Here is a 23,860-nt window from a genome sequence, read left to right as displayed (position 1 = left end):
GGCTGAAAATAATATTTATAGGGTAGACTTTTTTCGAAGATATGATTTTTTGAAGCGGTACCCGATAAAGATCAGCATTCCGATGATGAAAATTGCAATAAACACCAATGCCAGCTTAAACTCATTGTATGTACTGTAGTTATCATTTTGGAGTTTATTCGCTTTCAGATACAGTTTACCGTTACGGTTATCTAGGATGAAATTAAATTGATTCAGTATTTTATTACCCAATAAGCTTTGTTTGGGATTCGGATAGTTAGGATTATTGGCGTTTGTTACAATGTTTTTAAAAACCTGATTTCCGATGTGGAGCTCCTGAATGACAATGATCTTTTTTCTTCCAAAAGAAAATAGCGAGTGATATTTGTTCCAAAGACGATAACGATTTGTAAAATCATCCCCAATGAGCATACTGCCATCCCTACCGGTACCAAATAGAAAATGGAAGGGATAATCCCGTTCTCCAACTTTAATAATGACTTCAAATCTAGGTCGATATTGAACATAGTCAACATCGTGAATCTGATACCCTTGTAGATCTTTGTTTAACTGATCAGTTAGGATCATGAGTTTTTTTTCATAATCAACTTCAACAATTTTGTCACGGAACAGTGAATTTCCGATGATCATATCTTCACCATCCGCTAGATTTCGAATTTGTACCAATGGAACGTTATCCCAGCGTAATCCAGCAATTTCTAAACTATTCATCCTGGCACTGGGTTCGTTGTTTGTTCCATCCGTGTTCTGGACACTGATGTGACCATCAAATTTGACCGCTGCTTTTGCTGGCGATTTTTCGCTCAGGCAGCTCATACCTGCCCCTAGATCAAACATGATCGTCAAATCTTTATAACCATTCAGACTTCCTTTAAAGTAAATACGACTATTTTTCATAAAAAAGGGAATGGTATCCACCGATTGTTTGGCCGGTTTAGATTGTGCTGCTGGATTTAAAAGTTGCTCATAATTAGCCGATATTCGGGTGAGAATACGATCCTGTTCATTCAATAATATAATGAAATCATAAGTTTTACCATAAACCGTAGTAAAAGAAATGGAATCTTTATCCGTAATAAATGTTATTTTACGTTTTGCTCTTGGCACTTGTGTGTAGTAAATATCAGGTGCCGTTGTCGGGGTTAATTTCCAAACGTCTTTAGCGAATAACTTTCCGTCACGTATGCTAACCATAGATTTGCTAGCCCGAATCACCGGCAAATTTTGTTGGTCTTGGGCTTTGGTGGCCATAAACGCGGCAAAGATCAACGTAAAAGTGAGAAGCTGTGTTGCTAATTTCATTTGTTTTATTTTTTAATTACGTTGCTCGCTTCCTTTCGTGATAAAATCTGTGATCAACTTGTAATCATTTTTCATTAAGGCATATGCAGTCCAGTCAGACTGATTGCGACTTGCGATGACTGTTAGGTTTGTCTCATCCATATAGAGCTTGTAACAGGGGCCGTTTAGGGATGACAATAGTGCTGTGTCTCCCGACAGAACTAGAGATTTACCATTTTTTTGACTCCAGTTTTTAATGTATTGGCCAATTGATGTAGACTTTGCTTTTGGAAAGGTTGCCGTTAAGGTGCAGAGCGGACCGATCTCATTGTAAACAACAGTTGTTTTGGAACGAGTATAAGCGAATTGATCGAATAGTTTTTTTCCGGAAGCGAATAACCCGATACATAGAATAGCTATTGCCATAAGCGTGTAATTTGTTTTCATGACTTGTTGGTATGTTTATGTATAAAATAATAGATAAGTAAACCGAATGCTAAGCTTATACTTAAGATAATGACAGAATGCAAGCCAAATGGCTGGGTATAATAACATAGCGTGAGTCCGGCAGAACCGGCAAATAATATACAGCACCAATTTAGTGCGCGCTCCGCAAGATTGTTTTCTTTGGGGAGGATTTCAGTAATTATCGCTAAAGGGGCATTGCGCTGAATAAGGGTCCTTCGCAAGCGATCGTTTAAGAACAGTTTGATGAGACTGAGCAAAAAAGATGAAGCAATCCAAATGGATAGCAAAACAGCAATCGCATTGAGCGAAAAAAAGATAACTTCTTTATCTTCCATCACTGAAGTGCTTTGTTGTAAAGCCATGGTCGGAACGGTGATGACTGTGAGCAGCAATGTTATGTTCAAAATGCGTTTCATACAATTGATTTTATAGTATATCAGATCCAGAGATCCGATTTAGGTTGCAAAATAATCTGTTTTTTTATGATCATGTTCAATTTTTGTCGATACCGTATTAGGTATAGTATGCTCTGTATACAAATAAAAGAAAGCGGCAAGATGGCAAATAAATAACGCATTATGGTGGGAAGCTGAATAAATAGGACTACAAATTGTTTACCATAGATAACAGCGCTGACCGTAACCAATATACCGCCCAGGGTAGCCGCCACCAGGGCTGCCCAGTGAATCGGAATCTTTTGGGGGATCAGCATGTTGACAATATCATCCGGTAAATCCGGATCAAAGGTGGTTATGGGTAATTCTTGGATAGCCAAGTTGATTGACTGATAATTTTCAAATTTAATTCTACATATTGCACAGGTGGAAATATGATCCATTTCCAAACTTGCTGTGCCGTCAGTGGAATCAGCAAGAGTCTGCAGCTGTTCTTCTGTTAAATGTGCGATGTTCATAATTCCTCCCTTTTTTGTGATTTTAATAGAATGTCTTTTAATTGCTTGCGTGCACGAAACAAATAAGACTTTATGGTACCCTCCGGTAATTGTGTGATTTCTGAAATCTCCTGTAAACTAAGTTCCTGTTGGTAATGTAATCCGATCAGTGTTTGATATAATGCCGGGAGCTGTTTCACCGCTTGTGCTATCGTTTCTGTGAGCTCACGCGCATACAGTCCTTCTTCCGTCGCATTGGCGGATGCATGTGCTATTTTATAATCAACATAGGATAGGTCACTTTCTTCGAAAAAGCTCGCTAACAACAGTGGACGCTTTTTCCGTAGATAATGCAAACAGGTATTATAGGTAATTTGTCCGATCCAGGTGGATAATTTGCTCTGAAAGCGAAAATGTCCCAGATTATTGTACACCTTGATATAGACATCCTGTATGATATCCCGTCGGTCAGCGGCGACTGGGATCATTTTATAAACGAAATGAGCAACAAGTTTCTCGTGATCGACGATGAGCTTTTTGAAAGCATGCGGATCCCGTTTCAGGATCTTAGAGATTAGTTCCCGGTCAGCCTCAGGTTGTATCGTTGTTGTTGTGCTCACGGATAATTAAGACCCATAAATTATTTTTAGGTTGCATTAAATTTAAAAATAAGTATTTAAAATTGTTTATCTGATTGATTTTTAGTTTGTTTTGTTTTTGTCTTTTTGCCGAATTTCTTTGCGGAGAAGAAGATTGTAATAAAGCCTCGCATGGAAAGTTATCGTTTTTATCCTATAAGCTGTATATTCACCACATAGATTTATACTGCTTATTTTATTGAAAACTTTATGTCCGTTTTTAATGCTTAAGAACATTGTGCTATTTATTACGATGTGTTTATTATCGTTCTGTTCAAAAGGACAGGAAATTGACACGACATTTATTTATACCTATCCCAATGCTTCCTGGTTAACGAGTTATCTATCAACAAGCGCGGTCAACATGACCACCGAGGACAGGACTTTCGAACCGAATTATCCGATGAAAGTGGGCGTGGGGCTGGGGATCAGAAACACTATGATTAATTTTTTAGTAGGCACAAAGATCGTTTCATTAAAAGATAAAACATACGGTAAAACCAGTTCGACAGACTTCCAGATCCATCGGTATGGACGAAAGTTTGTGACGGACATCTATTTTCAACGTTATAAAGGTTTCTTTGCCATGGATGGAAGGGACATCAATCTTTTTCCGGAAATGAAAATCAATCAGATGGGACTCGAACAGACCTACCTGTTTAATCACACACAATTTTCATTGAAGGCAGCTTTTGAGCGAAGCGAACGACAGCTTCAGAGTGCAGGCAGCTTTCTGCTAGGAACCAACCTATATTGGCATCGACTGCGGGACTTTGAAGGGGCTGAAGGAAATCTTGTACAGAATCTCGATAATCTACAGATCGGTGCACAGGGAGGATATGTATATTCTTGGGTTTTAGATCAGCATTGGTTGATTACGGCATATACAACAATTGGTTTTAACATCGGAAATGACCTCGAAAATTTTAAGAAGTTTCATTTTAAAATTTACCCAACTGTATTGGCAAGAACAGTGGCCAGCTACACCAAGGATGATTGGTCTTTCAGCTACGGGATGATGATCAATAACAAAATGAACTTTTTTGAAACAAAAAAAGACTATACCGTAACCAATATCACTCTGCAGCTGTCAGTAACCAAACAAATTAACTTTTCTTTTAGCAAACTTGGATCAGGTTGAGCGGAATAGCAGTTTGTCCCAGGGTCAACGCATTTAAATTTGATTAAAAATTTGCATTAGATACTTATCATCCCATCCCGCTTTGAGTCTCTTTGTAACCAATGAGCCCTTTGATGTATCCTTTTTGAGCAGATTGAGTCCTATTTTTCTAATATATGAGAAGTTGTCGGCCGCATTCTTTGTTCTCTTTCTTTGCCTGTCCTCATTAAATATCATATCCAGTGACCAGTGCAACTTGTTTTCCACGCCCCAGTGTAACCTGATATAACTATTGAAATGTGCCGCTTTTTCACTCAAGCTGCTGATATAATAGCGCTGTTCTGTGGTCACCTTGTTTCCTATCTCCCTTGTGGAACTTATGCGTACCACCGATTTTATTGAAGCCCATGAAATACTGTTGTCTATGAAGGTAAGGTCGGTGATCACCTCGCATTTACGGCTTTCTATGCGTCCGTGCCCTTTCTCCTGGGCGAGATCTGCGTCTGCTGGAAGCTGGTTTTCAAATCGACCCTTTATCTGATCCGATAGTTCCTGTTGGTTTCCCTTGACCGATAGGATATAATCCGCCTTGTTCTCTACGATCTTCTGTGCAATATCGACTTGGGTACCCATAGCATCTATGGTCACGATGCTCCCTTCTATGTCCAGCAGTTCCAATAAAAGGGGGATTGCGGTGATCTCGTTGCTCTTATCAGAGACTTTCAATTGTCCCAATACCAGCTCATTACTGGATGCCCATGCGCTCACCATGTGTATTGGACTCTGGGAATGAAAACTATCCCTTGAACCCCTAATGCTCTTCCCATCTATACTGATGACCTCCTTTTTGATCGACTCATTCTTCAGGCTACCTGCCCATTCTACGAACATTTTTTCAAACAACTTGGGCCGAAGACCGCTGAAGACACGATTGATCGTGTCGTGTGAGGGAATCCCATGAGGCAGTTTGAGAAAACCTTTGAGAAAACCAAGCTTGGTTTTACCGAAAGCCTCAATGGAATCCCAGGATTCAGCACCACAAAGTACACCAAGGATCGACAGAATGATGATGTCACTCAAAAGATGCCTCTTGTTCCGGTTAATCCGGTGGTCGGGAAACTGTTCAAAATAGTGATGGAGGGTACTCTTTTTCTCTAACATGATGGAACAAAGATACCTCCATCAGAACTTTAACGAAACACATTTTACCAACATCGAAAACCTAAAAATGTGGAAACTCTCCTGAATTTTTTATTTTTAATGCGTTAGCCCTGAGTTTGTCCAAGAAACCGGCAAAATGATGTAAGAAAATTGTATTTTTAGCAACCAAATTTTATACAATGATGAATCAATTAAGAGATCATATAGAACGTATTGTACCTCTTGACGATACTGAATTTGAAACGATTTCTTCTTTTTTTAGCTATAAAAAATACAAAAAACATCAATTTTTGATTCAGGAAGGAGCGCTGGTACCATGCAACTTTTTTGTACTCAAAGGACTTTTAAAACTCGTTTATTCTGACGATACCGGAAAGGAGCATATTGTCGGTTTTGCACAGGAAGATTGGTGGGAGACTGACTTTGCCGCTTTTTATACGGAATCGAGGGCCACGATGTCACTTGAATGTGTTGAAGATACGGAGGTACTTTGCCTCCGTTTGACTGACTATAGAAAACTATGCGCTGCAATGCCCCAATTAGAGCATTTTTTTCTGGAGAAGGCTTATCAAGGCTTTATCGCTGCGCAGCAACGCATTATTTCAACAATGACAGTAGGGATTAAAGAACGCTATGAACAACTCCTGAAAAAATACCCCACGCTGGTACAGCGTGTTCCGAAATCATTACTTGCAGCCTATTTAGGCGTTTCTCGGGAGGCTCTAAGCCGGCTGCCGCGGTGATGTGACTTCTGTCACGCAAAAATTGTGCGTTTTATCAAGGGTATTTACATCTGCCATTTCACAATTTTGTTGTACATCAAAATGTTGTGAAAATGAATAGAAGATCGATTAACCCATGGACGTGGCAACGGCAACGGAGTTACGTGCAGGCTGTTGAAGTAAAAAATGTAGCGGGGACCTTGTATTGTTCCGGACAGGCGGCAATAGCTGATGACGGAATTTCTAGTGATAAAGACATGGAGTCCCAACTGAGACAGGCTATTGCCAATCTAGAAAACGTTATTCAGACAGCTGGCTATTTGTGTAGCGGAATTGTGCGCTTAAACCTATATACCACTTCCATGCGAGAACTTTGGCCACATTTCCCGATACTTCAGGAATGGATTGCCAAACACCAAATTGAACAGGCATTAACAGCGCTGGAAGTTGTAGGATTATTTGAGACGCTGAAGGTCGAATTGGAAGCTACAGTGGTCAAATAACAAGTTGATTTTTCTCTTCATGGCGATCATCAAAATCACCATGAAGAGAAATGCTATTAAGGGATAATTTGTTTATTCCGCATTTCGTCGAATAGACGAAAAAACATCTGCTCGGTATCAACGAACTCATGAAATCCCATTCTTCGTGCTTTACTGCCATCCGCAAAAAAGTCATAATCCCAAGAGAAAACAAAATCGCCAAAAGCCCAGGCAGATACTTCTGTATAAGTATAATTCAATCCATGTTGGGCCCTTATATCTTCCCATATATCTGCTTTGTCGGACATCATCGTCTGTAGAGGTATGGGTAAGGGTGCGTCGACTTCCATCTTGAAATATTTCGCAATCTTGGGCCAGAGATCTTCCCAACGGAATAAGTCACCATTATTAATATTGAAGGCCTGATTGGCAGCATGCGGCTCCGTAGCCGCCCATACAGTCGCCTTTGCCAATAAGTTGGCATCGGTCATCTCCAACAGTTTGCCATAGGCACCGGGTTTCCCCGGAAAACGAAGTGGAATATTTAATTTTTTGGAAATAGTAGCATATACAGCTATCAGCAGTGCAAGGTTCATCGGGTTGCCGGGCGCTGTTCCACCCACAACCGATGGCCGGATCGCGGACCAGGTCCACTGTTTGCCAATCTGTTGCTGTTGCAGGTACTGTAGCTGGCTGGTATTAAATTCAGGAGGCATATGACCAGCATCCGATTCTTTGGCTGGCGTTTTAAATGGGCCAAGATGCGCACCATATACTTTATAACCCTGCATAAGACTCACATGTTGTAGGGATTTGGCTACGGGCTCAATAGCCGTTATGACATTGATCAACATCCTCAAATTAGGTTCGACCAATGCAGCCCAACTTTCCCGGTCCTGATAAGCTGCGTAAAAAATGTGGGTTACGGTTGTTAATGAGTTTAGTTTGTTGACAGTGTCCTCTAAATCCAATAAATCTACTGCAATATAATGCACGTGGCCGCGATCGGTTCCGCCGCGACGGGATAATGCAATGATGTCCCAATTTCCAAGGCTGCTAAGATAGTCAATGAGGTTTGTGCTGATGACACCATTTGCCCCGACGATTAATGCCGTGTTGTTTGTTGTTTCCATATGGATTTCTTTTTTAACAAAATTAGTGTTGATCCGATCGGGCGGGATGTAAAAATCGGCTATAATTTTGTACATTTCTTAAATGAAACGCTATCGACAATTTGAGCCTGTTCTGGTGTCAGAATTTAAAGCCGCTGAATGGACACATCCTGAACATAATCATAATCACTACGAATTTATTTTTATTGTGCGTGGAAGGGGTGTACATGTGATCAATGGTCATACTGTCCCTTACCAAAGCGGGGCTGTTTTCTTTATTGGGCCAGAAGAGTACCACTATTTTGAGATTGAACAAGAGACGCATTTTATTTATTTAAAATTTACAGATGCATATAGCCATCGGTATGCTGCCGATTCGGGTGTGCTAACCCGACAATTGGAGTATTTGGTAAAAAGCAGGGAGACCCATCAGCATGGATTTCCGCTACTTGCTGCTGATCTCTTGACTGTTCACCTACTGTTTCAGGTCGTTGCTTCATTAAAACACGATGCCTTTGCCAATCAAGACTTGATCTGGTATCAGTTGCTTGGCATAACTACGATTCTGGTGAGAAATATGCCCGAATTACAGACAGATGGAAGTAGAAGCCGCGACCTACAGGCGATGTTTTGCTATATCCATAAAAATATCTATACGCCCAATTTATTGAAGTCGCAGGTTATGGCCCCTCATTTTAATATTTCGCCTGATTATTTGGGTACCTATTTCAAACGTCAGGTTGGGATGACCATAAGGGCATATATTCTGCGTTACCGGAATACGCTTATTCGACAACGTATCGCAGCAGGGCGGATGATTTTAAAGGAAATTGCAGATGAGTTTGGACTGACAGACGTAAGTCACCTCAGCAAAATCTTACAGAAAGATCATGGAGCTTAAAAAGAGAGCCCCCTTAAAACTTTATGTTTAAGAGGGCTCTCTTTTATTTATACCTAAATTATTAATTACATGGTATTTTCTTTTTTCCGGCTCCAATACCTTTGATTACGGTTCTGCCATCAACAAGTTGAGTAACTTTTACCGCATTGCTTTGTACGCCGTTCCAAGGGAATGTATTGAAAGCATTGCCATTGGTTAAGACAAGTGGATACAACTCACCACCGGAAGTTTTACTTCCAAACATTGTAACCTCACCAGTTCTGCTAATTACAAGCTTAATTAATGGTTTTGATGCCGTGCCTTTCATGTCATAGATGTTACCAATTCTTTTATTGGTTTGTACATCCGTACCTTCGTATTTGCTTCCATCAGCAAATTGAATATTTTGTTTTGAAGAAGCACCCGCATTCTGAAATTGGATTTCCTGTTTGGCCAATCTGATACCGTTTACTTCCATATTGAAAGCATTGTCAAGCTCAGTGATATCGAAGACAAAACCATAGTTCGCTACCGGTGCTGTAAAAATACGTTCGATTGTGCTACCATTGGCGTAGAATGTTTCATCTTTCATGATTCCTTTTTTACCACGAAAAGTTGTTTCAGGATAGCTCCAATTTAATCCGTCACTTGTTACGTCTTGTGTACAGGTTTTGAAATTAAGTTTGAGGTCATATTTTTGTCCCGGATTGATTTTTACATTTGGAATGCTGACGTTTGATTTTGTTTCACCGTCAATTGTCAACGTTCCTAATTTAAGTGTTCCATTGCTCGTTGCCGGATGGATCAATAAAGAAGGAGTACTAACGACTGTACGGAGACCATTTCCTAAACTTGGAAACTGTGCAGGCACACCAGCATCATTCAAGGCATTGTATGTAAGCGCTTCATCCGATAATTTGAAGTTTGCCGTAGAATAGCTTGGTTTGAACACTGCATTTTCAAGTTTTGTAATCGCACCGGTCATATTTGGATCCATTGTCAAAGTCGTGATGATCTGACTGAAGCGATGTTTTAAAACAACATTTAAGTTGTTTACACCAGTGTTCAATTTTAAAGAACCTGAGTAAACCATTAAATCGCCACTGATATTGTCCAGACTTGCCGCAGACAATGTGCTTTGGTTGTTGATATTGGGAACAGTGCTAGTGCTGTTGATTGAATACGCGATGAAGGTATAGGTTTTGCCAGCATCCAGCGCAATTCCCGCTGCTGTTGATTCACTACCATAGCTATAGGTTTTTTCTGTTACATAGCTGCCTTGGTTGTCATATACCACAACTTTGTATTTGATATCTTTGTCCAATGGTTTCTCGCTTACCTGAGCAGCGGTGGTTTTTGGACTTGATCCGGCAACTAATCCCTTTTTTACAGCTGCTGCAGAACTGTTTGTCAGGACAACATCGATGGAACATCCGTTACCGAAAGGGACGGTCATTTCCTGAACATCCGATGTGCTGCCAGAAGCTAACGATCCTTTAGCCGAGCCCTGCTTTTGACCTACAGGGTTACTGCCATCTTCACCAAAGGCTTCAACGCCTTGTAGATTGATTTTAACCACTGTTTCTCCAGTTAATGCAGCAGTTTCACCACTCTTTTGACAAGAGTAAAGGCCTGAGCCCGTCAGTACAATGCAGGTTAGCATTAAAATGTTTTTCAGATTAAGGTAAGGCTTTAAATTCATGTAATTAAATATTTATGTAAGGGAATTCTTTGTTTTAATGTATTTTTATATGATACAAAGCGTTTAGTTGCATCCTTATTCGGAAATATTTAAATAAAAGCTGTGTATTTTTAGTGTGTCAGTAATATGATATCTGTAGTGGTAAATGTTTTTCGACGCAAAATTAAATGGTTTTTTTGTTTAAGAAGTGTTGTTTGATTGTTGTATTTTTTCTTGTAGAGAAACACCTACATTGCTACAATTCCTGTAAGGATTTACCTTATTGCAGAATTGGTTTTACGCCCCAGATGATGTTTTAGCACATAAAATCTTAGCATATGGACACCTTAGACAAGATTGTGAATGCTGATTTTCAATCGAAAAACTTTAATTTTGATTCGACGTTTGCAGTGATCACCGGCTTTAACTTTAGTGGTAATAACGGTGTAAAATCATCTGCCCGAGGTAACCATTTTTAGTCTGAGAAACTGGAAAGAATGCGTCTGAGTCAAACAAACTATTTATTGATTTTAAAAAAATATTTAAATGCGATTACCTTTTCTACCCTACGATCCGAAATGGAAAAAACAATTTGAGTCAATTAAGCTGGAGCTACAAGCTATACTTAAACCACTTGCTCCTCAGATTGATCATATTGGCAGCACTGCAGTAGAAGGTCTCTCCGCTAAACCGATCATTGATATACAGTTAGGAGTAGAGAACGAAACGGATTTGGAATTGCTGCCCGATTTATTAAAATTGCCGAATATTGTTTATTACGAAAAATATAATCAAGATTGGCCCGAACGCCGTTTTTTTATTTTGCTCAATGAACCCGTAGATAAAATTGCGGTCCCGGATGTTGTAAAGACGGGGGAGGAGATACCGGCGATCTTGCATGACCATGATTTGCGTGTTGCCCATTTACATGCTTTTGTAAAGGGCTCGGCAGATTGGGTAAGACATATCGCGTTTCGGGATTATCTAATGGCCCATCCGACGGTCAAAGAAAGCTATCAGACACTTAAACAACATTTAATTCAACTCGAATGGGTTGATGGAAACGATTATAACACGGGTAAGGACGAATTTTTGAAGATGCAGGAAAGAAACGCATTAAAATGGTACAGGGAGAGACAGCAATGACTAGCGAGAATGTAAGCTTTTGTCCCGCCTTTTCTATTGCTATGCTTACCCCAATATGGGGTTAAGATTCAATTTATCATTTGGATAAATTGAATTGTGCTGCTGTGGTAAAAAGGGAAAACAATGTTTTGTACCTGATTGAATTTTTTGCAACAAAGGAAGTTGATTTGTATATGGTGGTGTATACTGATCATGATTTTTCTTTTACAGAGGTTGTTTTAGGCTTTATACCAAAACATAGCGAAGGTCTTGAGTGGCGAATATGGAAAGATGAAGTGAACGTATGAAACATACATAGGACATGAGTAAAGATATGACGAATAAATTGAAACAGGCAGCAATCGGGTTGGCCGGTACAAATAGACTAAATGACTTTGTTGAATATGCCGGCGTCGCCGCAGCGATAGAAACGGTATCAGGCAATATTTATACCGGAATCAGTATCGATACAGCCTGCTCAATGGGCTTTTGTGCTGAACATAGTGCTGTTGCGGAAATGTTGAAACATAAGGAGTTTCGGGTCAGGGCATTTGTTGCGGTAGATGCCGCGGGAAATGCCGTTCCCCCTTGCGGGCGTTGCCGGGAATTGATCAGTCAGCTTGCCAAAGACAACCTCGAAGCAATCGTCGAAGTAAAAAATGGCGTGTTCAAATCCTTAAAAGAATTGTTACCTTTTGACTGGAAAGAAAATCTGGATAGAAATTGGTGATTTTAGGATACAGTCAATAGATTCAGACAAGATGATCAATATAAAAATAATGGAGAAGATAAAATCAGCATATAAGAAGATTAATTTAGCGGACTGGAAGCGGAAGGAGCACTTTGCGGTATATCGCAGCCAGATGAAATGCGGCTTTAGCCTGACAACAAAAATCAATATCGCCAAAGTACTTCCTTTTATTAAGGAAAATGGCTATAAATTTTATCCTGTCATGATATACCTCATCGCACGCGCTGTAAATAAGCATGATGCGTTTAAGATGGCAATGAAGGAGGGAGAGCTCATTGTATGGGATTATGTAGATCCGATATATACCGTATTGCATTCGGAAACGGAGACTTTTTCTGCACTGACTGCCATATACGATAAAGATTTTACGAGGTTTATGGCTAATTATAATGATGTAGGAGAAAGACACGCAGATAATCTGCATTTTTTTCCGGAGCAGCCACCGGAAAATCATTTTAATATTTCAGCGATTCCATGGATTAATTTTGATAGTTTTAATCTGCATATTGCTGACTTTACAGATTATTTTGCGCCTTCTTTTACCATTGGAAAGTATAAAAAACAAGCTGATGAAATCTTGATGCCTATTGCGATCCAGGTGCATCATGCCGTCTGTGATGGGATTCATGTCGCACAATTGATCGCAACATTGGAAGAGTACTGTGAAAACATTGAAACAATCATTAAATCTCAAGTATAAAAAACGAATCGTGGTCATCGATAAAATCCTTTTGTACTATTTGACTTGATTAATGCCAGTTCAATAACATTGATGCAAAAGCGGAGGAATTGAAATTATTTCTGGAGAAATAAAGCTTGGTAAATGGGATGATCCAGCTTGAAATGACAAAAGTGTTATAAATCCAATATCCTATACGACTGTTGGTCAAGAAGAATTGACCAACAGTCGTATAAAGATGTTCGTTTATAAGCGATAAACTGTACTTATGGTAGACGAGAAGCTTGCAAAAGAATTGATTCAATTAGCAAATGGCGATAGACTTTTGAGGGAAGAGTTAGCCAAAGAAGGTGCACTTGGAAAGGGCTATCATCCGAAAATGGAAGCTGTCCATCGTGCTAACGCGAAACGATTACGTGAAATAATTGACAAGATAGGATATCCCGGTATTTCAAAAGTTGGCGAAGAGGCTAGCGAAGCTGCTTGGTTTATTGTACAGCATGCGGTATCAGAGCCTGTGTTCATGCAAACCTGTTATCAATTGATGAACATGGATAAAGAGGATATTAACTTGGCACACATAGCCTATTTATACGATAGAATACAGTATTTCAAGGGCGAGCCACAGCGTTTTGGAACACAGTTAACTGCGGATGGCGGAATCTATCCTGTGGAAAACAAGGAAGATCTGAACACGTTGCGCCTGCGAATGAATCTGCCCCGGCTCACCAATAGGAAACTCGATACGATCTATCATGTAGAGGAGCTTGCGATTTTAAATCAGCGGGATCCCGACTATACAATCTGGCGAAAGAAAGTAGGCTGGATATAATTCTTTTTAAGTAATGCAAAAATTTCGCCATCCACAAAGCGTCCTTTCTCAAAGAAATAGTCATGCAGGATTCCTTCTGAAAGAAGGTTCATTTTTTCAAGCAACTTACGGGAAGCCAAGTTGTCAGGGTCGATAAATGCCTCTATTCGGTTGAGCTTATATTCCTCAAATCCGTAAGAAATAATGGTAGAAATTGCTTCTGTCATAATCCCCTGTTGCCAGAAGTCAGGATGAAGTTCATAGCCGATTTCTGCACGAAAGTGTTCGGAGGAGAAGTTATGGAAACCACAAGAGCCAATCAGCTGATCCGGATTGCCCTTCAGACAGATTGCCCAACGAATTGCTTTCTTTTGTTGAAAATTTTCCTGCCAATTTTTTACGAGCTCATAGGCCTCGTCCATGTGCTGAAAAGTTGGTAGATCAAAATATAGCGTTACCTCATCTTTTGAAAAATAAGAGAATAAAGCCTGAGCATCCGAATGTTGAATCTCACGCAAATAAAGACGTTCAGTCGATAAAATTGGGAATATATCCGATATCATGGACGTAAAAATAATAAAATATGTTTAATTGAAGAATGATAATGTGAATTTTCGACATTTTTTGTATGTTTGTCGAGCGATGACAATGCAACAGGAAAATATTAGGGAAGAAATTATCCTTTCGTCAATGAAAGTATTTGAAACGTATGGTTTTACACGAGTTTCAATGCAGGATATTTCTAAAGCTTGTGGTAAAGGCCGTAGTACATTGTATTACTATTTTACGAGCAAAATGGATGTTTTTGATGCGATAGCCGAATGTTTATGTGAACAGGTATTCACAAAAGCAAAGGAAAGCTATAGTCGCGAAGCTTCTTTGGAGGAGAATTTGGTTGGCTTTTTGAGAGCGAAACTGCACCAGATTAATCTGATTACGAAACGTTTTCACCTTGCTTTCGAGGATATGAAATCAGATCCGGCTTTGATGGTGTCCAAGACACGTTATATGTTGGATGATGAAATTAAATTGATTCGTGATATGATCGGGATCGCTATTGCCAAAGGGGAGATTCAGTTTTTAGAAGAAAAAGATATCCTCTTCCTCTCGGAAATGCTAGTAACGACTTCCCGTTGTTTTGAACAGGAAGTGTTGCTATTTGACCGGTTTCCTGATTTCGAAGCGCGGCTTGGTTGGTTAATTAGCATTTGTGTAAAAGGACTAAGGTAGCTGTTTGATATCCAGGCATTAAAAATTGATGAGCATTTGCTCTTTTTTTAGCGTAGAGTTTCGACAAAAATACAAAATATGTCTATTTTGTAGTTGACTCAAAAAATAAGAATGCCTAATAAAAAATATGGTATAACATGATTTTAAATGCAAAAATAGGAAAGGTGACCAGAAAATTAACGGCACAAAAATACCTGCTCGTATTAGTAGAAACGGATGAAAAGATTCAGCCCGAGTCTACTGGTTTATTGGATGCAGCGTTTGATTGCTATGTATTGATACACCGTGAAATCGAACGTTTGGATGAATTGGCGCTTGCATTGGAAGGTATAAATAAAGAAGTGCGACTGGCGCGCAATTTTAATGAGCTGAAAGATAAAGGAATTGTGATCGGTGACTTGAATCAGCTCGCAGTTAAGATATTGAAATAAACTGTTTTATTGAAACAAATCTAAATATGTACAAAATTGTTTACTCCCTATCCCGCAAATTGAAATGGAAGGCCAGCGAGATCTATCAATTCTTATATCAGCGTTTTCCGGAGATCAAAAATATCGATTTATTGCTGGATGATCAGCAATTTTTACTTGTTGTCAAGATTAACAGCCGTTTAGAATTTTCAATTCTAAATATTTGCCAGCAACAAGGCCTTAAGATACAGTTTGTCCAGGTAGAGGATGTCGATTAAAGATTTGTGAAAATCCAGTTCAGCGCATTGCTATAATGCATAAATTTACATGTCATATTTTTTGATTCAGGCTAGGAAACACTATAAATATAAGGTGTTCACTTCCAAGATCGAGGAAAGCATCGAAAATGGAATATATTGTGTTTTAAACCAAACTTTTTTTAGTACTAAGGGTTATTCTTAACTTATACGGGAGATAATTGGCCTTCCGGATTAGTTAACTAGGGTAGATTTTTATAACAGGTATAAATAATAATTAATTATAGATCATCATATTAATATGGGTACATTTTTAATAAAAGCTTTCGGAACTGAAGCGCCGACAGCAGATTTAAAACAGCTGGAAATTCAGCGCCGTGAAGTAACAGCGGGAGATGTGGAGATTGATATTCTCTATTGTGGTGTTTGCCATTCCGATTTACATACTGCACGTAACGAATGGGGCGGGACAGTTTATCCAAATGTTCCCGGTCATGAGATCGTCGGACGGATCACTAAAGTGGGATCTAGCGTGACTAAATTTAAAATTGGCGATCTTGCCGGTGTTGGATGTATGGTGGACAGTTGCCGTGAATGTGAGAGTTGCAAAGAAGGATTGGAGCAATATTGTGAGAATGGAAATATCCAAACATACAATGGTCATGATAAACATCTGAACAAACAGACTTTTGGCGGATACTCAGAGCGGGTTGTAGTGGATCAGGATTTTGTTTTACGGATTCCTGAAAATTTGGACCTGGCAGCAACTGCGCCTTTGCTTTGCGCCGGTATTACAACTTATTCACCATTACGGCATTGGAAAGTTGGTCCCGGGCAGAAGGTAGGTATTGTGGGCATTGGCGGTTTGGGGCACATGGGAGTGAAAATTGCTAAAGCGATGGGGGCACATGTCGTAGTGATAACAACCTCTGAAAGTAAAGTGGAAGACGCCAAACGTTTAGGTGCTGACGAAGTCATTCTATCAACAGATCAGGAACAGATGAAAAAGAATGCCGGCACTTTACATTTTATTTTGGATTGTGTCTCTGCACAACACGATATCAACGCTTACCTGAGCCTATTGAAACGCGATGGATCACTTACGCTTGTGGGGGCTCCGGAACATCCGCTTCCAGTAGCCCCATTTAGCTTAATTCCTGCCCGCAAAAGTTTCTCAGGATCAATGATCGGTGGAATTGCCGAAACGCAAGAAATGCTGGATTTCTGTGGAAAGCATAACATCACTTCGGATATAGAGCTGATACGGATGCAGGACATTAACCAAGCCTATGATAGGTTGCTTAAGAGTGATGTAAAATATCGATTTGTGATCGATATGGAAAGCTTAAAGAACTAGGGTGCAAACCGGACAGTGTTAAATTAAAGCAACTTTAGATTAATGCTAGGTTTAACACTGTCCAATTAATTTGTTTGTCGTTTTGTGAATTTTTTGGTATCATGATATTGAATTAATTAGACGTGTAGCTATTTTGATGGCCTTGTCTCTATTTTTATGGAAGAAAGTAAAGTCGTAGTTTTTTGGTTCCGCAGGGATCTTCGTCTGGAAGACAATGCCGGATTATCCCGGGCATTAGCAACAGGACTCCCTGTGTTGCCGGTTTTTATATTTGATGAAGATATTTTACAGCAGTTGGAGGATAAATCGGATCGACGTGTAGACTATATCCATCGGGCACTGGAAGCGATAAACCAACAATTAAAGGATTTTGGAGCCACATTGAATACTTTCTATGGGAGTCCTTTCGCAATTTTTAAAACACTACATAAGAAATACAGAATTCATGAAATCTATTGCAATAGAGATTATGAACCTAAAGCAATCAAACGGGATCGCACAATATTTGAATTTTTTAAAGCAGCTGGTATTCCATTTAAAGCAGTAAAAGATCAAGTTATTTTCGATAAAAATGAGTTGTTGAAAAACGATGGTAGCCTTTATACCATTTATACCCCTTATGCGAAAAAGTGGCGGGAAAAATTAACGACAAAAGATCTTCAACCGCTGGATCATAAAGGAGGACTTTTTGTACAGCAGGCTTATACGCCAATAATTTCGCTGGAAAAAATTGGATTTAAAAAGACAGATTTGACTTTCCATCCGCCACAATTGCGTGCACATATTATTAATAATTACGATAAATACCGTGATTACCCTGCCTTAACGGGGACAACGAATCTTGGTATAGCGCTACGTTTTGGTACGATCAGTATTCGTCAGTGTGTGACCTTTGCCGGGCAACATAATGCGGTATGGCTATCAGAGCTCATCTGGCGTGAATTTTTTATGCAAATCTTGTATCATTTTCCAAATGTTGTCAACGAATCATTTAAAAAGAAATATGATGGTATTCAGTGGCGCAATAATGAAGAGGAATTTGAACGTTGGTGTAAGGGCCAAACGGGCTATCCTTTGGTCGATGCTGGAATGCGGCAATTAAATAGTACGGGTTATATGCATAATCGTGTACGCATGGTAGCGGCTAGTTTTTTATGTAAACATTTATTAATTGATTGGCGATGGGGCGAAGCTTATTTTGCACAAAAGCTCAATGATTATGATCTGTCTGCGAATAACGGCAATTGGCAATGGGCAGCGGGTTGTGGTTGTGATGCGGCACCGTATTTCAGGGTATTTAACCCAATCATTCAGGCTGAAAAATTTGATAAGAAGCAAGAATATAGTAGACAATGGATCCCTGAACTTGGGAGCGCAGCTTATCCCGAACCGATGATAGCACACTCTTTTGCTCGAGAACGTGCGCTAAAGACCTATGCGGCAGCATTGGATAAACGGTGACTTAGGATAATCCAATCCCAACTTAACGATCGGTTCAGCTGGGATCGGGCTCCTCAGGACTAGATTTTTATTGCTCCAAAAAATCGGCAACAAATTTGTCGAATGCCTGTGGGTTTTCTGCCTGAACCCAGTGTCCGGCGTTTGGTATCGTTTCAAAGCTGACATTTGGAAATTGCTCTTTGATTTTGACTTTATCTTCAGGAAGAATGTAGCGCGATTTTTCGCCCGCCAGAAATAGCGTAGGACCGGTGTAAATACCAGCTTTTACACTTATTGTGATAAAATCCGCATATTTTTGCTGTAGAACATCTAGATTGAAGCGCCAACCCAGTTTGCGGTCTTCTTTAATATAAACGTTTTTTAACAGAAATTGAACCACTCCCGGATCATCAAGATAAGTTTCAAGTTTTGTCTGTACATCTTTCCTGTTGTCCATACTATTGATATCAACAGCACAGAGCGCATTGAAGATATCTTCGTGATGTGGTGGATAAGCTTTGGGGGCAATATCCGCAATAATCAACTTTTCAACCTGTTCGGGATGGTCAATGGCAAATTGCATGGCAACCTTTCCACCCAGAGAATGGCCCAATAAGAGAATTTTCTTCGACCCGATCGAAGCAATATAGTCGGCTAGATCCTCGACCATATCCTCAATGGACATGCCATCGCTGTGGAAACTTCGACCGTGATTGCGCAGGTCAAGCAAATGTATCTGTCTTTTTTCGCCAAAGCTACGGCCAAAAGATCCCCAGTTGTCTGCCATACCAAAAAGGCCATGCAGAACAACAAGTGGTGTTCCACCATTTTCTGCTCCGTATATTTTGCTGTGTAGTAATTCTTTCACGATATTTCTTTCTTTTAATCGAATTAATGTTGCCTCCAAAAGGCTATTCCTGGGGCTAAGATAACTAAAACATCTTTCCTTATCAAAATGGTAGTGTCGAGGATATATTTGGTAGTGGCCTCTGTTGTTGACCCGCTAATTTTGTCGTAACGAAAACATAATACTATATAAAAGATGAATACTACAGCGTTAATTGTGATAGACATTCAAAATGAATATTTTGAAAATGGCGGAATGGAACTTGTAAACCCTATCGCAGCAAGTCTAAATGCCGGAAAAATAATTAATCATTTTAGAGAAAGAGATGCACCGATTATCCATATTCAGCATATCTCTCCCGATCCTGCAAAAATGCCATTTTTTATAGCAGGTACAGTTGCTGTTGATATCCACTCCAGCGTTAAACCGCTAGTGGGAGAGAAAGTGATCAAAAAACACTTTCCAAATAGTTTTAGGGAAACTGAACTCTTAGATTATCTGAAAAACAATCAAATTACTGAACTCGTTGTTGTAGGTATGATGACGCACATGTGTATTGATGCCACAACGCGGGCAGCGGTTGATTTTGGTTTTGCATGTACAGTAATAGGGGATGCCTGTGCAACACGTGACCTAGAAATTAATGATGTTACGGTGAAAGCTGAGGATGTACAGCATGCCTTTCTCGCAGCATTAGAATTCTTCTATGCGCAGATTCAGACGACGGAAACATACCTGGCGCACAATTAAATGATCTCAGCTGACAGTTTATAGCAATGTTGCTTACTGTCAGCTTTTTTATAATTCGTAGAGATTATCGGCTCGGGACAACCGGTCATAAATCTTTTACCGAAGTTCCTTGATAAATGCACTGATGGTTTTGCCTGTCTGAGCCTTAAAAAAACGCATCAGGTGATTAGGCTCAGAAAAATTCAGATCAAAGGCAATTTCACTGATTGACTTGCCTGAATGTATCAGCAACTCCTGCACTTCAAATAATAATCGTTGTTTGAGTAATTGTGTCGCCGTGGTATTGAATTGTGCCTTAACAGCATGATTCAATGTGATCCGGCTAACGCCCATCAGTGCGGTATAGTCTTTAATCCGCTGTTTCTGTTGAATATGCTGTTCGAGTAACATCCTGAACTGATACGCAAAATTATTCTCAGGCTTTTGTATAGAAAGTCCATTCAATCGGGCATATTTTCGATTCAAGGTCTGGAGTAAATAATAAAGCAAAGAGCGTATAATATGTGCACTGTCTGCTTGTGTTTGAACAAGCTCTGATTTTATTTCCGCCAGCAGCGTATAGAATTTAGATAGATGTACATCATCAGCTGCTATTTTTACAGTATGGTGTGACTGATAGAAATACAGTAGGCGATACGTAAAAAGCTTATCTGCGAAAAATTCATTGAGAAAATCTTCCTGAAAAATCAATGTGGTAAATTCCAGATGCGTAGGATCCAGTTCGAAGGTATGTTTCTGAAAGGCGGAAATAAAAATAATGTTGTTGTCCGTTAATTCGATGACTTCCTGATTCAATCGCAAACGTCCCTTAGCCTTTTTGAAAAACAAAATTTCAAAAAAGTCTTTATGATAGGTCTCGCGATGTGTATAGTCCGTTTCCTGTTGATTTAGTACGTTTAATAGAAATTCAACACCGCATTCGCCCTTATGGAATTTTATTGTTTTCAATAGCAGTAAACTTTAAACATCAAAAGTACTAATCTTAAAGCTAAATTAAATAACGATCTATATGCGCAATCTTACACAATATAATTGAGCGAATGAACTTTATATAATTCATTTAACAGGTGGGATAGAAATACTTTTTGAAATAATTTCAGAATTTAAGTGAAAAGTGACGATAGTCACTTTTTTATTGAAAGAATTCATCGACCTTTATTATCGTAATCAAATACAAACTTAAATATAGATGTTCATCCCACTTGAATCGTTAGAACGTCCGCATCACACATTTTTTATGCAAACTATTGCGTACTTATTGGAATAATCTAGTTAGTCCTACAAAAATATATTATTTGGGGGTTTTCTCGTCAAGAGAGGCCCCTTATATTTTTTAAAGGATTCGGCGGCGGTATTTATGCTTTTGTTCATGATCCATACTTCCAGCTCTGATATCGTCGAATATATTTTATTTCTTTTTTGTCAAATTCCAAATCAAGACCATGATATGATTTTTTACACTATTTAATCGGCTATTTTTGATTGCTTCAATAGAAGTTATTTTAAGGCCAACTCAACATAATGAAAAAAAAAGAGTACGTCATTTCTCTTAAAATGGAGGATTTGACGCGTGAGCTGCTGTTTCCGCAACGCAGCAAGGAATATATGGTGCTAGAGTCTACAAGTGACAATATGCATATTCAACGCAATTGCCATTATCGTGCTTCTTTTTTTGGAGTATTGTTGGCTGAGGAGGGTATTTCCTATTATCGGGTGGGAGACTATGAATATGAGCTTCAAAAAGGCGACATTCTTTTTTGTGTTCCACAGGAGGTTTTCAAAGTCATTTACTTTTCCGCGGATGTCAGGCAAAAGCAAATTTTCTTTTCCATAGATATGCTATCGGATGCCGGCTTTAATTATCGGTCAAATGATATGTTAAAGAATTTCTCCAACAACCCTTCCTATATCATTCGTGGCGAGCAACACCTCTACAGACGATTGGCATTTTATATTAAGGAACTAGCTTATCTCAACGATTTTAAGAATACGGTCTATTATAGTAATGAGATGATCTGGCATTATTTTTCTTTATTGATGTACGATATTGAGAACTATTCCAAAAACTTTCGGCAGCAGGCAAGTTTTTCTTCCCGGGAAGAAGAGATTACGAGTGCTTTTTTTGCACTTGTCCGGGAATATTATGTCGAACATCACGACGTTCAGTTTTACGCGGATCGTTTATTTGTCAGTCGAAAGTATCTTACGAAAGTTGTCAAGAAAGCCATGTCGCGCACCCCAAAAGAAATTATTAACCAGGTACTCCTTATCGAGGCAAAAATTCTCTTAAAAAACTCGACAAATAACATCAGTCAGGTGGCCTGTTTACTTAATTTTTCAGATCAAACGGTTTTTAGCAAATTTTTCAAAAAACATACCGAAAGAAATCCGAGTGACTACAAAATGGACGACCTTTTTTAAGTAATTCTTGCTGTTCCAATAGCAATCCAAACAAAGGTGCTTTTACTGCGTACGAAAGTAAAAGCACCTTTGTTTTTAGGGCCTGAGCTATCCTGTTTGGCGTCTTTTAAACAAATTTTGGCGTCTTTGCGCCGAATTTAGACTTCGGTTTTTTTGGACTTTTGCTACACATATAATTAAAAGCAAAATCCATTATGAAGCAAAATGTCGTTAAAAAACGCACCACGAACTTGTTTATTGCGCTGGTATTATTATCCAGCTGTACGGGTAAACGGCAGGGGGACGGATATCAGCAGGGACCTGCGGAGGTACTTTTTGATACTGTGACAACGGGCGATGCAACGATTCGAAATGAATATGCTAGTGCCATTGAAGGCCTTTCCAATATAGAAATACGGCCCCAGGTGAACGGTTATCTCCAGAAAATATTCGTAGATGAAGGGGACTATGTTCGCGCCGGACAGACGCTATTCAAAATTGAAGATCGGATCTTCCGCGAGCAGTTGACCAATGCAAAGGCTGCATTGGCTGTTGCTGAATCAAATCTACTGACTGCTAAAATTGAATTAGATCGAAAAACGGAGCTGACCAAAAGCCGGATTGTTTCGGATATCCAGATGCAAGAGGCTCAGGCGAGCTATGCCGCCGCAAATGCGTCTGTGGCACAGGCCAGATCAGCGATAGCTTCGGCACAGATCAATCTGGATTTTTCGGTGATCAAATCGCCTGTGAATGGCTATATCGGTCGCTTCAACTATCGTTTGGGAAGTTTGCTGTCTACGACAAATCAGGAAGCCATTACAGTCGTTTCGGATAATCATCAGGTATATGCCTATTTTAGCTTGAGTGAGCGTGATTTCGTGCGATTTCAACGCGAGCATACCGGAAGTACTGTGGCCGAGAAACTGCAAAATGCAGCGCCCGTTGCACTATTATTATCGGACGGACAAGAGTATGCCACAAAAGGGCGAATAGATGCCGTTGAAGGTCAGTTCAATAAGAATACGGGTTCGATTACCTTCCGTGCCAAATTTGATAATCCCAATGCTGCGCTGCGCAGTGGTAACACCGGAAAAATTGTGATGGTTCAACAATTGAAGGAAATGCCATTATTACCTATCGCGTCGACAGTGACTTACCAAGATAAGGTCTTTGCCTATACCGTCGATAAGGAAAATAAAGTCGTACAGATACCCGTGGCTATTTCAGGAAAATCTGAAGATAATTTTATCATTCGCGAAGGATTAAAACAGGGCGACCGTTATATCGCACAAGGATTCGAACGTCTGCAGCCCGGAATGCCGGTTACAGCACAAAAGCAAACTCAAAACAAAAAATAAAGCAG

At 39.5% G+C, this 23,860-nt stretch carries 28 protein-coding genes; 17 read left to right on the top strand and 11 right to left on the bottom strand.

Features of this window, described 5'->3' with window-relative positions; translation table 11 throughout:
• Nucleotides 1–15: 15 nt before the first annotated feature.
• The 5 genes from DCO56_RS02190 to DCO56_RS02170 are packed head-to-tail and all read right to left on the bottom strand — an operon-like array spanning nt 16 to nt 3,261.
• The gene (locus DCO56_RS02190; protein WP_108632113.1) at nt 16–1,302 is read right to left on the bottom strand and encodes a retropepsin-like aspartic protease; all 1,287 of its coding nucleotides are present in this window, start codon (nt 1,300–1,302) and stop codon (nt 16–18) included.
• A 12-nt stretch (nt 1,303–1,314) separates the two neighbouring features.
• The gene (locus DCO56_RS02185; RefSeq protein ID WP_108632112.1) at nt 1,315–1,728 is read right to left on the bottom strand and encodes a hypothetical protein; all 414 of its coding nucleotides are present in this window, start codon (nt 1,726–1,728) and stop codon (nt 1,315–1,317) included.
• Nucleotides 1,725–2,165: a hypothetical protein gene (locus DCO56_RS02180; protein ID WP_108632111.1), complete on the bottom strand. Its 441-nt coding sequence runs from the start codon at nt 2,163–2,165 to the stop codon at nt 1,725–1,727. Before DCO56_RS02180 ends, DCO56_RS02185 begins: the two co-directional genes overlap by 4 nt.
• Nucleotides 2,166–2,185: 20 nt before the next feature.
• Nucleotides 2,186–2,662: an anti-sigma factor gene (locus tag DCO56_RS02175; protein WP_108632110.1), complete on the bottom strand. Its 477-nt coding sequence runs from the start codon at nt 2,660–2,662 to the stop codon at nt 2,186–2,188.
• The gene (locus DCO56_RS02170) at nt 2,659–3,261 is read right to left on the bottom strand and encodes an RNA polymerase sigma factor (RefSeq protein ID WP_219929287.1); all 603 of its coding nucleotides are present in this window, start codon (nt 3,259–3,261) and stop codon (nt 2,659–2,661) included. Before DCO56_RS02170 ends, DCO56_RS02175 begins: the two co-directional genes overlap by 4 nt.
• Nucleotides 3,262–3,502: 241 nt before the next feature.
• On the opposite strand from DCO56_RS02170, the gene DCO56_RS02165 reads away from it, so the two are divergent.
• Nucleotides 3,503–4,420 (top strand): DUF4421 family protein, encoded by a 918-nt coding sequence (locus tag DCO56_RS02165; protein ID WP_108632109.1) that lies wholly within the window; start codon nt 3,503–3,505, stop codon nt 4,418–4,420.
• A 33-nt stretch (nt 4,421–4,453) separates the two neighbouring features.
• Here DCO56_RS02165 and DCO56_RS02160 read toward each other — a convergent pair whose 3' ends face one another.
• Nucleotides 4,454–5,560, bottom strand: coding sequence for an ISAs1 family transposase (locus DCO56_RS02160; RefSeq protein ID WP_108632108.1), 1,107 nt, complete (start codon nt 5,558–5,560; stop codon nt 4,454–4,456).
• 179 nt (nt 5,561–5,739) lie between these two features.
• On the opposite strand from DCO56_RS02160, the gene DCO56_RS02155 reads away from it, so the two are divergent.
• Both DCO56_RS02155 and DCO56_RS02150 read left to right on the top strand, forming a co-directional pair.
• Nucleotides 5,740–6,303, top strand: coding sequence for a Crp/Fnr family transcriptional regulator (locus DCO56_RS02155; RefSeq protein WP_108632107.1), 564 nt, complete (start codon nt 5,740–5,742; stop codon nt 6,301–6,303).
• A gap of 92 nt (nt 6,304–6,395) precedes the next feature.
• Nucleotides 6,396–6,785, top strand: coding sequence for a RidA family protein (locus tag DCO56_RS02150; RefSeq protein ID WP_108632106.1), 390 nt, complete (start codon nt 6,396–6,398; stop codon nt 6,783–6,785).
• A gap of 56 nt (nt 6,786–6,841) precedes the next feature.
• On the opposite strand, the gene DCO56_RS02145 is transcribed toward DCO56_RS02150, so the two are convergent.
• Nucleotides 6,842–7,897 carry an SDR family oxidoreductase gene (locus DCO56_RS02145; RefSeq protein ID WP_108632908.1) on the bottom strand — a complete coding sequence of 352 codons (1,056 nt, stop codon included), beginning with the start codon at nt 7,895–7,897 and terminating at the stop codon, nt 6,842–6,844.
• 82 nt (nt 7,898–7,979) lie between these two features.
• Between DCO56_RS02145 and DCO56_RS02140 the strand changes: the two genes are divergently transcribed.
• Entirely contained in the window at nt 7,980–8,777 is a 798-nt protein-coding gene (locus DCO56_RS02140) for an AraC family transcriptional regulator (RefSeq protein ID WP_108632105.1), read from the top strand.
• Between the two features lie 61 nt (nt 8,778–8,838).
• On the opposite strand, the gene DCO56_RS02135 is transcribed toward DCO56_RS02140, so the two are convergent.
• Nucleotides 8,839–10,419, bottom strand: a complete 1,581-nt coding sequence (locus DCO56_RS02135; protein ID WP_146190956.1) for a fimbrillin family protein — start codon at nt 10,417–10,419, stop codon at nt 8,839–8,841.
• A 356-nt stretch (nt 10,420–10,775) separates the two neighbouring features.
• Here DCO56_RS02135 and DCO56_RS29460 point away from each other — a divergent pair, with 356 nt between their 5' ends.
• From DCO56_RS29460 to DCO56_RS02110, 5 genes are all read left to right on the top strand, one after another.
• On the top strand, nt 10,776–10,916 hold the full coding sequence (locus DCO56_RS29460; RefSeq protein ID WP_219929285.1) for a hypothetical protein: 141 nt from the start codon (nt 10,776–10,778) through the stop codon (nt 10,914–10,916).
• A 67-nt stretch (nt 10,917–10,983) separates the two neighbouring features.
• Nucleotides 10,984–11,583 (top strand): GrpB family protein, encoded by a 600-nt coding sequence (locus DCO56_RS02130; RefSeq protein ID WP_108632103.1) that lies wholly within the window; start codon nt 10,984–10,986, stop codon nt 11,581–11,583.
• Nucleotides 11,584–11,884: 301 nt separating this feature from the next.
• Nucleotides 11,885–12,292 (top strand): cytidine deaminase family protein, encoded by a 408-nt coding sequence (locus DCO56_RS02120; RefSeq protein ID WP_206531920.1) that lies wholly within the window; start codon nt 11,885–11,887, stop codon nt 12,290–12,292.
• Nucleotides 12,293–12,341: 49 nt separating this feature from the next.
• Nucleotides 12,342–13,013, top strand: a complete 672-nt coding sequence (catA, locus tag DCO56_RS02115; protein WP_108632906.1) for a type A chloramphenicol O-acetyltransferase — start codon at nt 12,342–12,344, stop codon at nt 13,011–13,013.
• A 247-nt stretch (nt 13,014–13,260) separates the two neighbouring features.
• Complete coding sequence (locus tag DCO56_RS02110) at nt 13,261–13,824, top strand: DUF6624 domain-containing protein (protein ID WP_108632101.1); 564 nt, start codon at nt 13,261–13,263, stop codon at nt 13,822–13,824.
• Here DCO56_RS02110 and DCO56_RS02105 read toward each other — a convergent pair.
• Nucleotides 13,788–14,366, bottom strand: coding sequence for a GNAT family N-acetyltransferase (locus DCO56_RS02105; RefSeq protein ID WP_108632100.1), 579 nt, complete (start codon nt 14,364–14,366; stop codon nt 13,788–13,790). The two genes, DCO56_RS02110 and DCO56_RS02105, sit on opposite strands and share 37 nt — an antisense overlap.
• Nucleotides 14,367–14,445: 79 nt before the next feature.
• On the opposite strand from DCO56_RS02105, the gene DCO56_RS02100 reads away from it, so the two are divergent.
• From DCO56_RS02100 to DCO56_RS02080, 5 genes are all read left to right on the top strand, one after another.
• On the top strand, nt 14,446–15,033 hold the full coding sequence (locus DCO56_RS02100) for a TetR/AcrR family transcriptional regulator (RefSeq protein ID WP_108632099.1): 588 nt from the start codon (nt 14,446–14,448) through the stop codon (nt 15,031–15,033).
• A 137-nt stretch (nt 15,034–15,170) separates the two neighbouring features.
• Complete coding sequence (locus DCO56_RS02095; protein WP_108632098.1) at nt 15,171–15,464, top strand: hypothetical protein; 294 nt, start codon at nt 15,171–15,173, stop codon at nt 15,462–15,464.
• A 26-nt stretch (nt 15,465–15,490) separates the two neighbouring features.
• Nucleotides 15,491–15,721 carry a hypothetical protein gene (locus DCO56_RS02090; RefSeq protein ID WP_108632097.1) on the top strand — a complete coding sequence of 77 codons (231 nt, stop codon included), beginning with the start codon at nt 15,491–15,493 and terminating at the stop codon, nt 15,719–15,721.
• A gap of 280 nt (nt 15,722–16,001) precedes the next feature.
• On the top strand, nt 16,002–17,057 hold the full coding sequence (locus DCO56_RS02085) for an NAD(P)-dependent alcohol dehydrogenase (protein WP_108632096.1): 1,056 nt from the start codon (nt 16,002–16,004) through the stop codon (nt 17,055–17,057).
• A 156-nt stretch (nt 17,058–17,213) separates the two neighbouring features.
• Nucleotides 17,214–18,518, top strand: a complete 1,305-nt coding sequence (locus tag DCO56_RS02080; RefSeq protein WP_108632095.1) for a cryptochrome/photolyase family protein — start codon at nt 17,214–17,216, stop codon at nt 18,516–18,518.
• A gap of 67 nt (nt 18,519–18,585) precedes the next feature.
• On the opposite strand, the gene DCO56_RS02075 is transcribed toward DCO56_RS02080, so the two are convergent.
• Nucleotides 18,586–19,365: an alpha/beta fold hydrolase gene (locus tag DCO56_RS02075; RefSeq protein ID WP_219929284.1), complete on the bottom strand. Its 780-nt coding sequence runs from the start codon at nt 19,363–19,365 to the stop codon at nt 18,586–18,588.
• 174 nt (nt 19,366–19,539) lie between these two features.
• Between DCO56_RS02075 and DCO56_RS02070 the strand changes: the two genes are divergently transcribed.
• Nucleotides 19,540–20,094, top strand: coding sequence for a cysteine hydrolase family protein (locus tag DCO56_RS02070; RefSeq protein ID WP_108632094.1), 555 nt, complete (start codon nt 19,540–19,542; stop codon nt 20,092–20,094).
• Nucleotides 20,095–20,190: 96 nt separating this feature from the next.
• Here the strand turns inward: DCO56_RS02070 and DCO56_RS02065 are convergent, their stop codons facing one another.
• Nucleotides 20,191–21,042, bottom strand: coding sequence for a helix-turn-helix domain-containing protein (locus DCO56_RS02065; RefSeq protein WP_108632093.1), 852 nt, complete (start codon nt 21,040–21,042; stop codon nt 20,191–20,193).
• A 573-nt stretch (nt 21,043–21,615) separates the two neighbouring features.
• Here DCO56_RS02065 and DCO56_RS02060 point away from each other — a divergent pair.
• On the top strand, nt 21,616–22,515 hold the full coding sequence (locus DCO56_RS02060) for a helix-turn-helix transcriptional regulator (protein WP_108632092.1): 900 nt from the start codon (nt 21,616–21,618) through the stop codon (nt 22,513–22,515).
• A 194-nt stretch (nt 22,516–22,709) separates the two neighbouring features.
• On the top strand, nt 22,710–23,855 hold the full coding sequence (locus DCO56_RS02055) for an efflux RND transporter periplasmic adaptor subunit (RefSeq protein ID WP_108632091.1): 1,146 nt from the start codon (nt 22,710–22,712) through the stop codon (nt 23,853–23,855).
• Nucleotides 23,856–23,860: the final 5 nt, after the last annotated feature.

It is taken from the genome of Sphingobacterium athyrii (genome assembly GCF_003071065.1).
Lineage (GTDB): Bacteria > Bacteroidota > Bacteroidia > Sphingobacteriales > Sphingobacteriaceae > Sphingobacterium > Sphingobacterium athyrii.
This window is presented reverse-complemented; position numbering and strand designations above follow the sequence as displayed.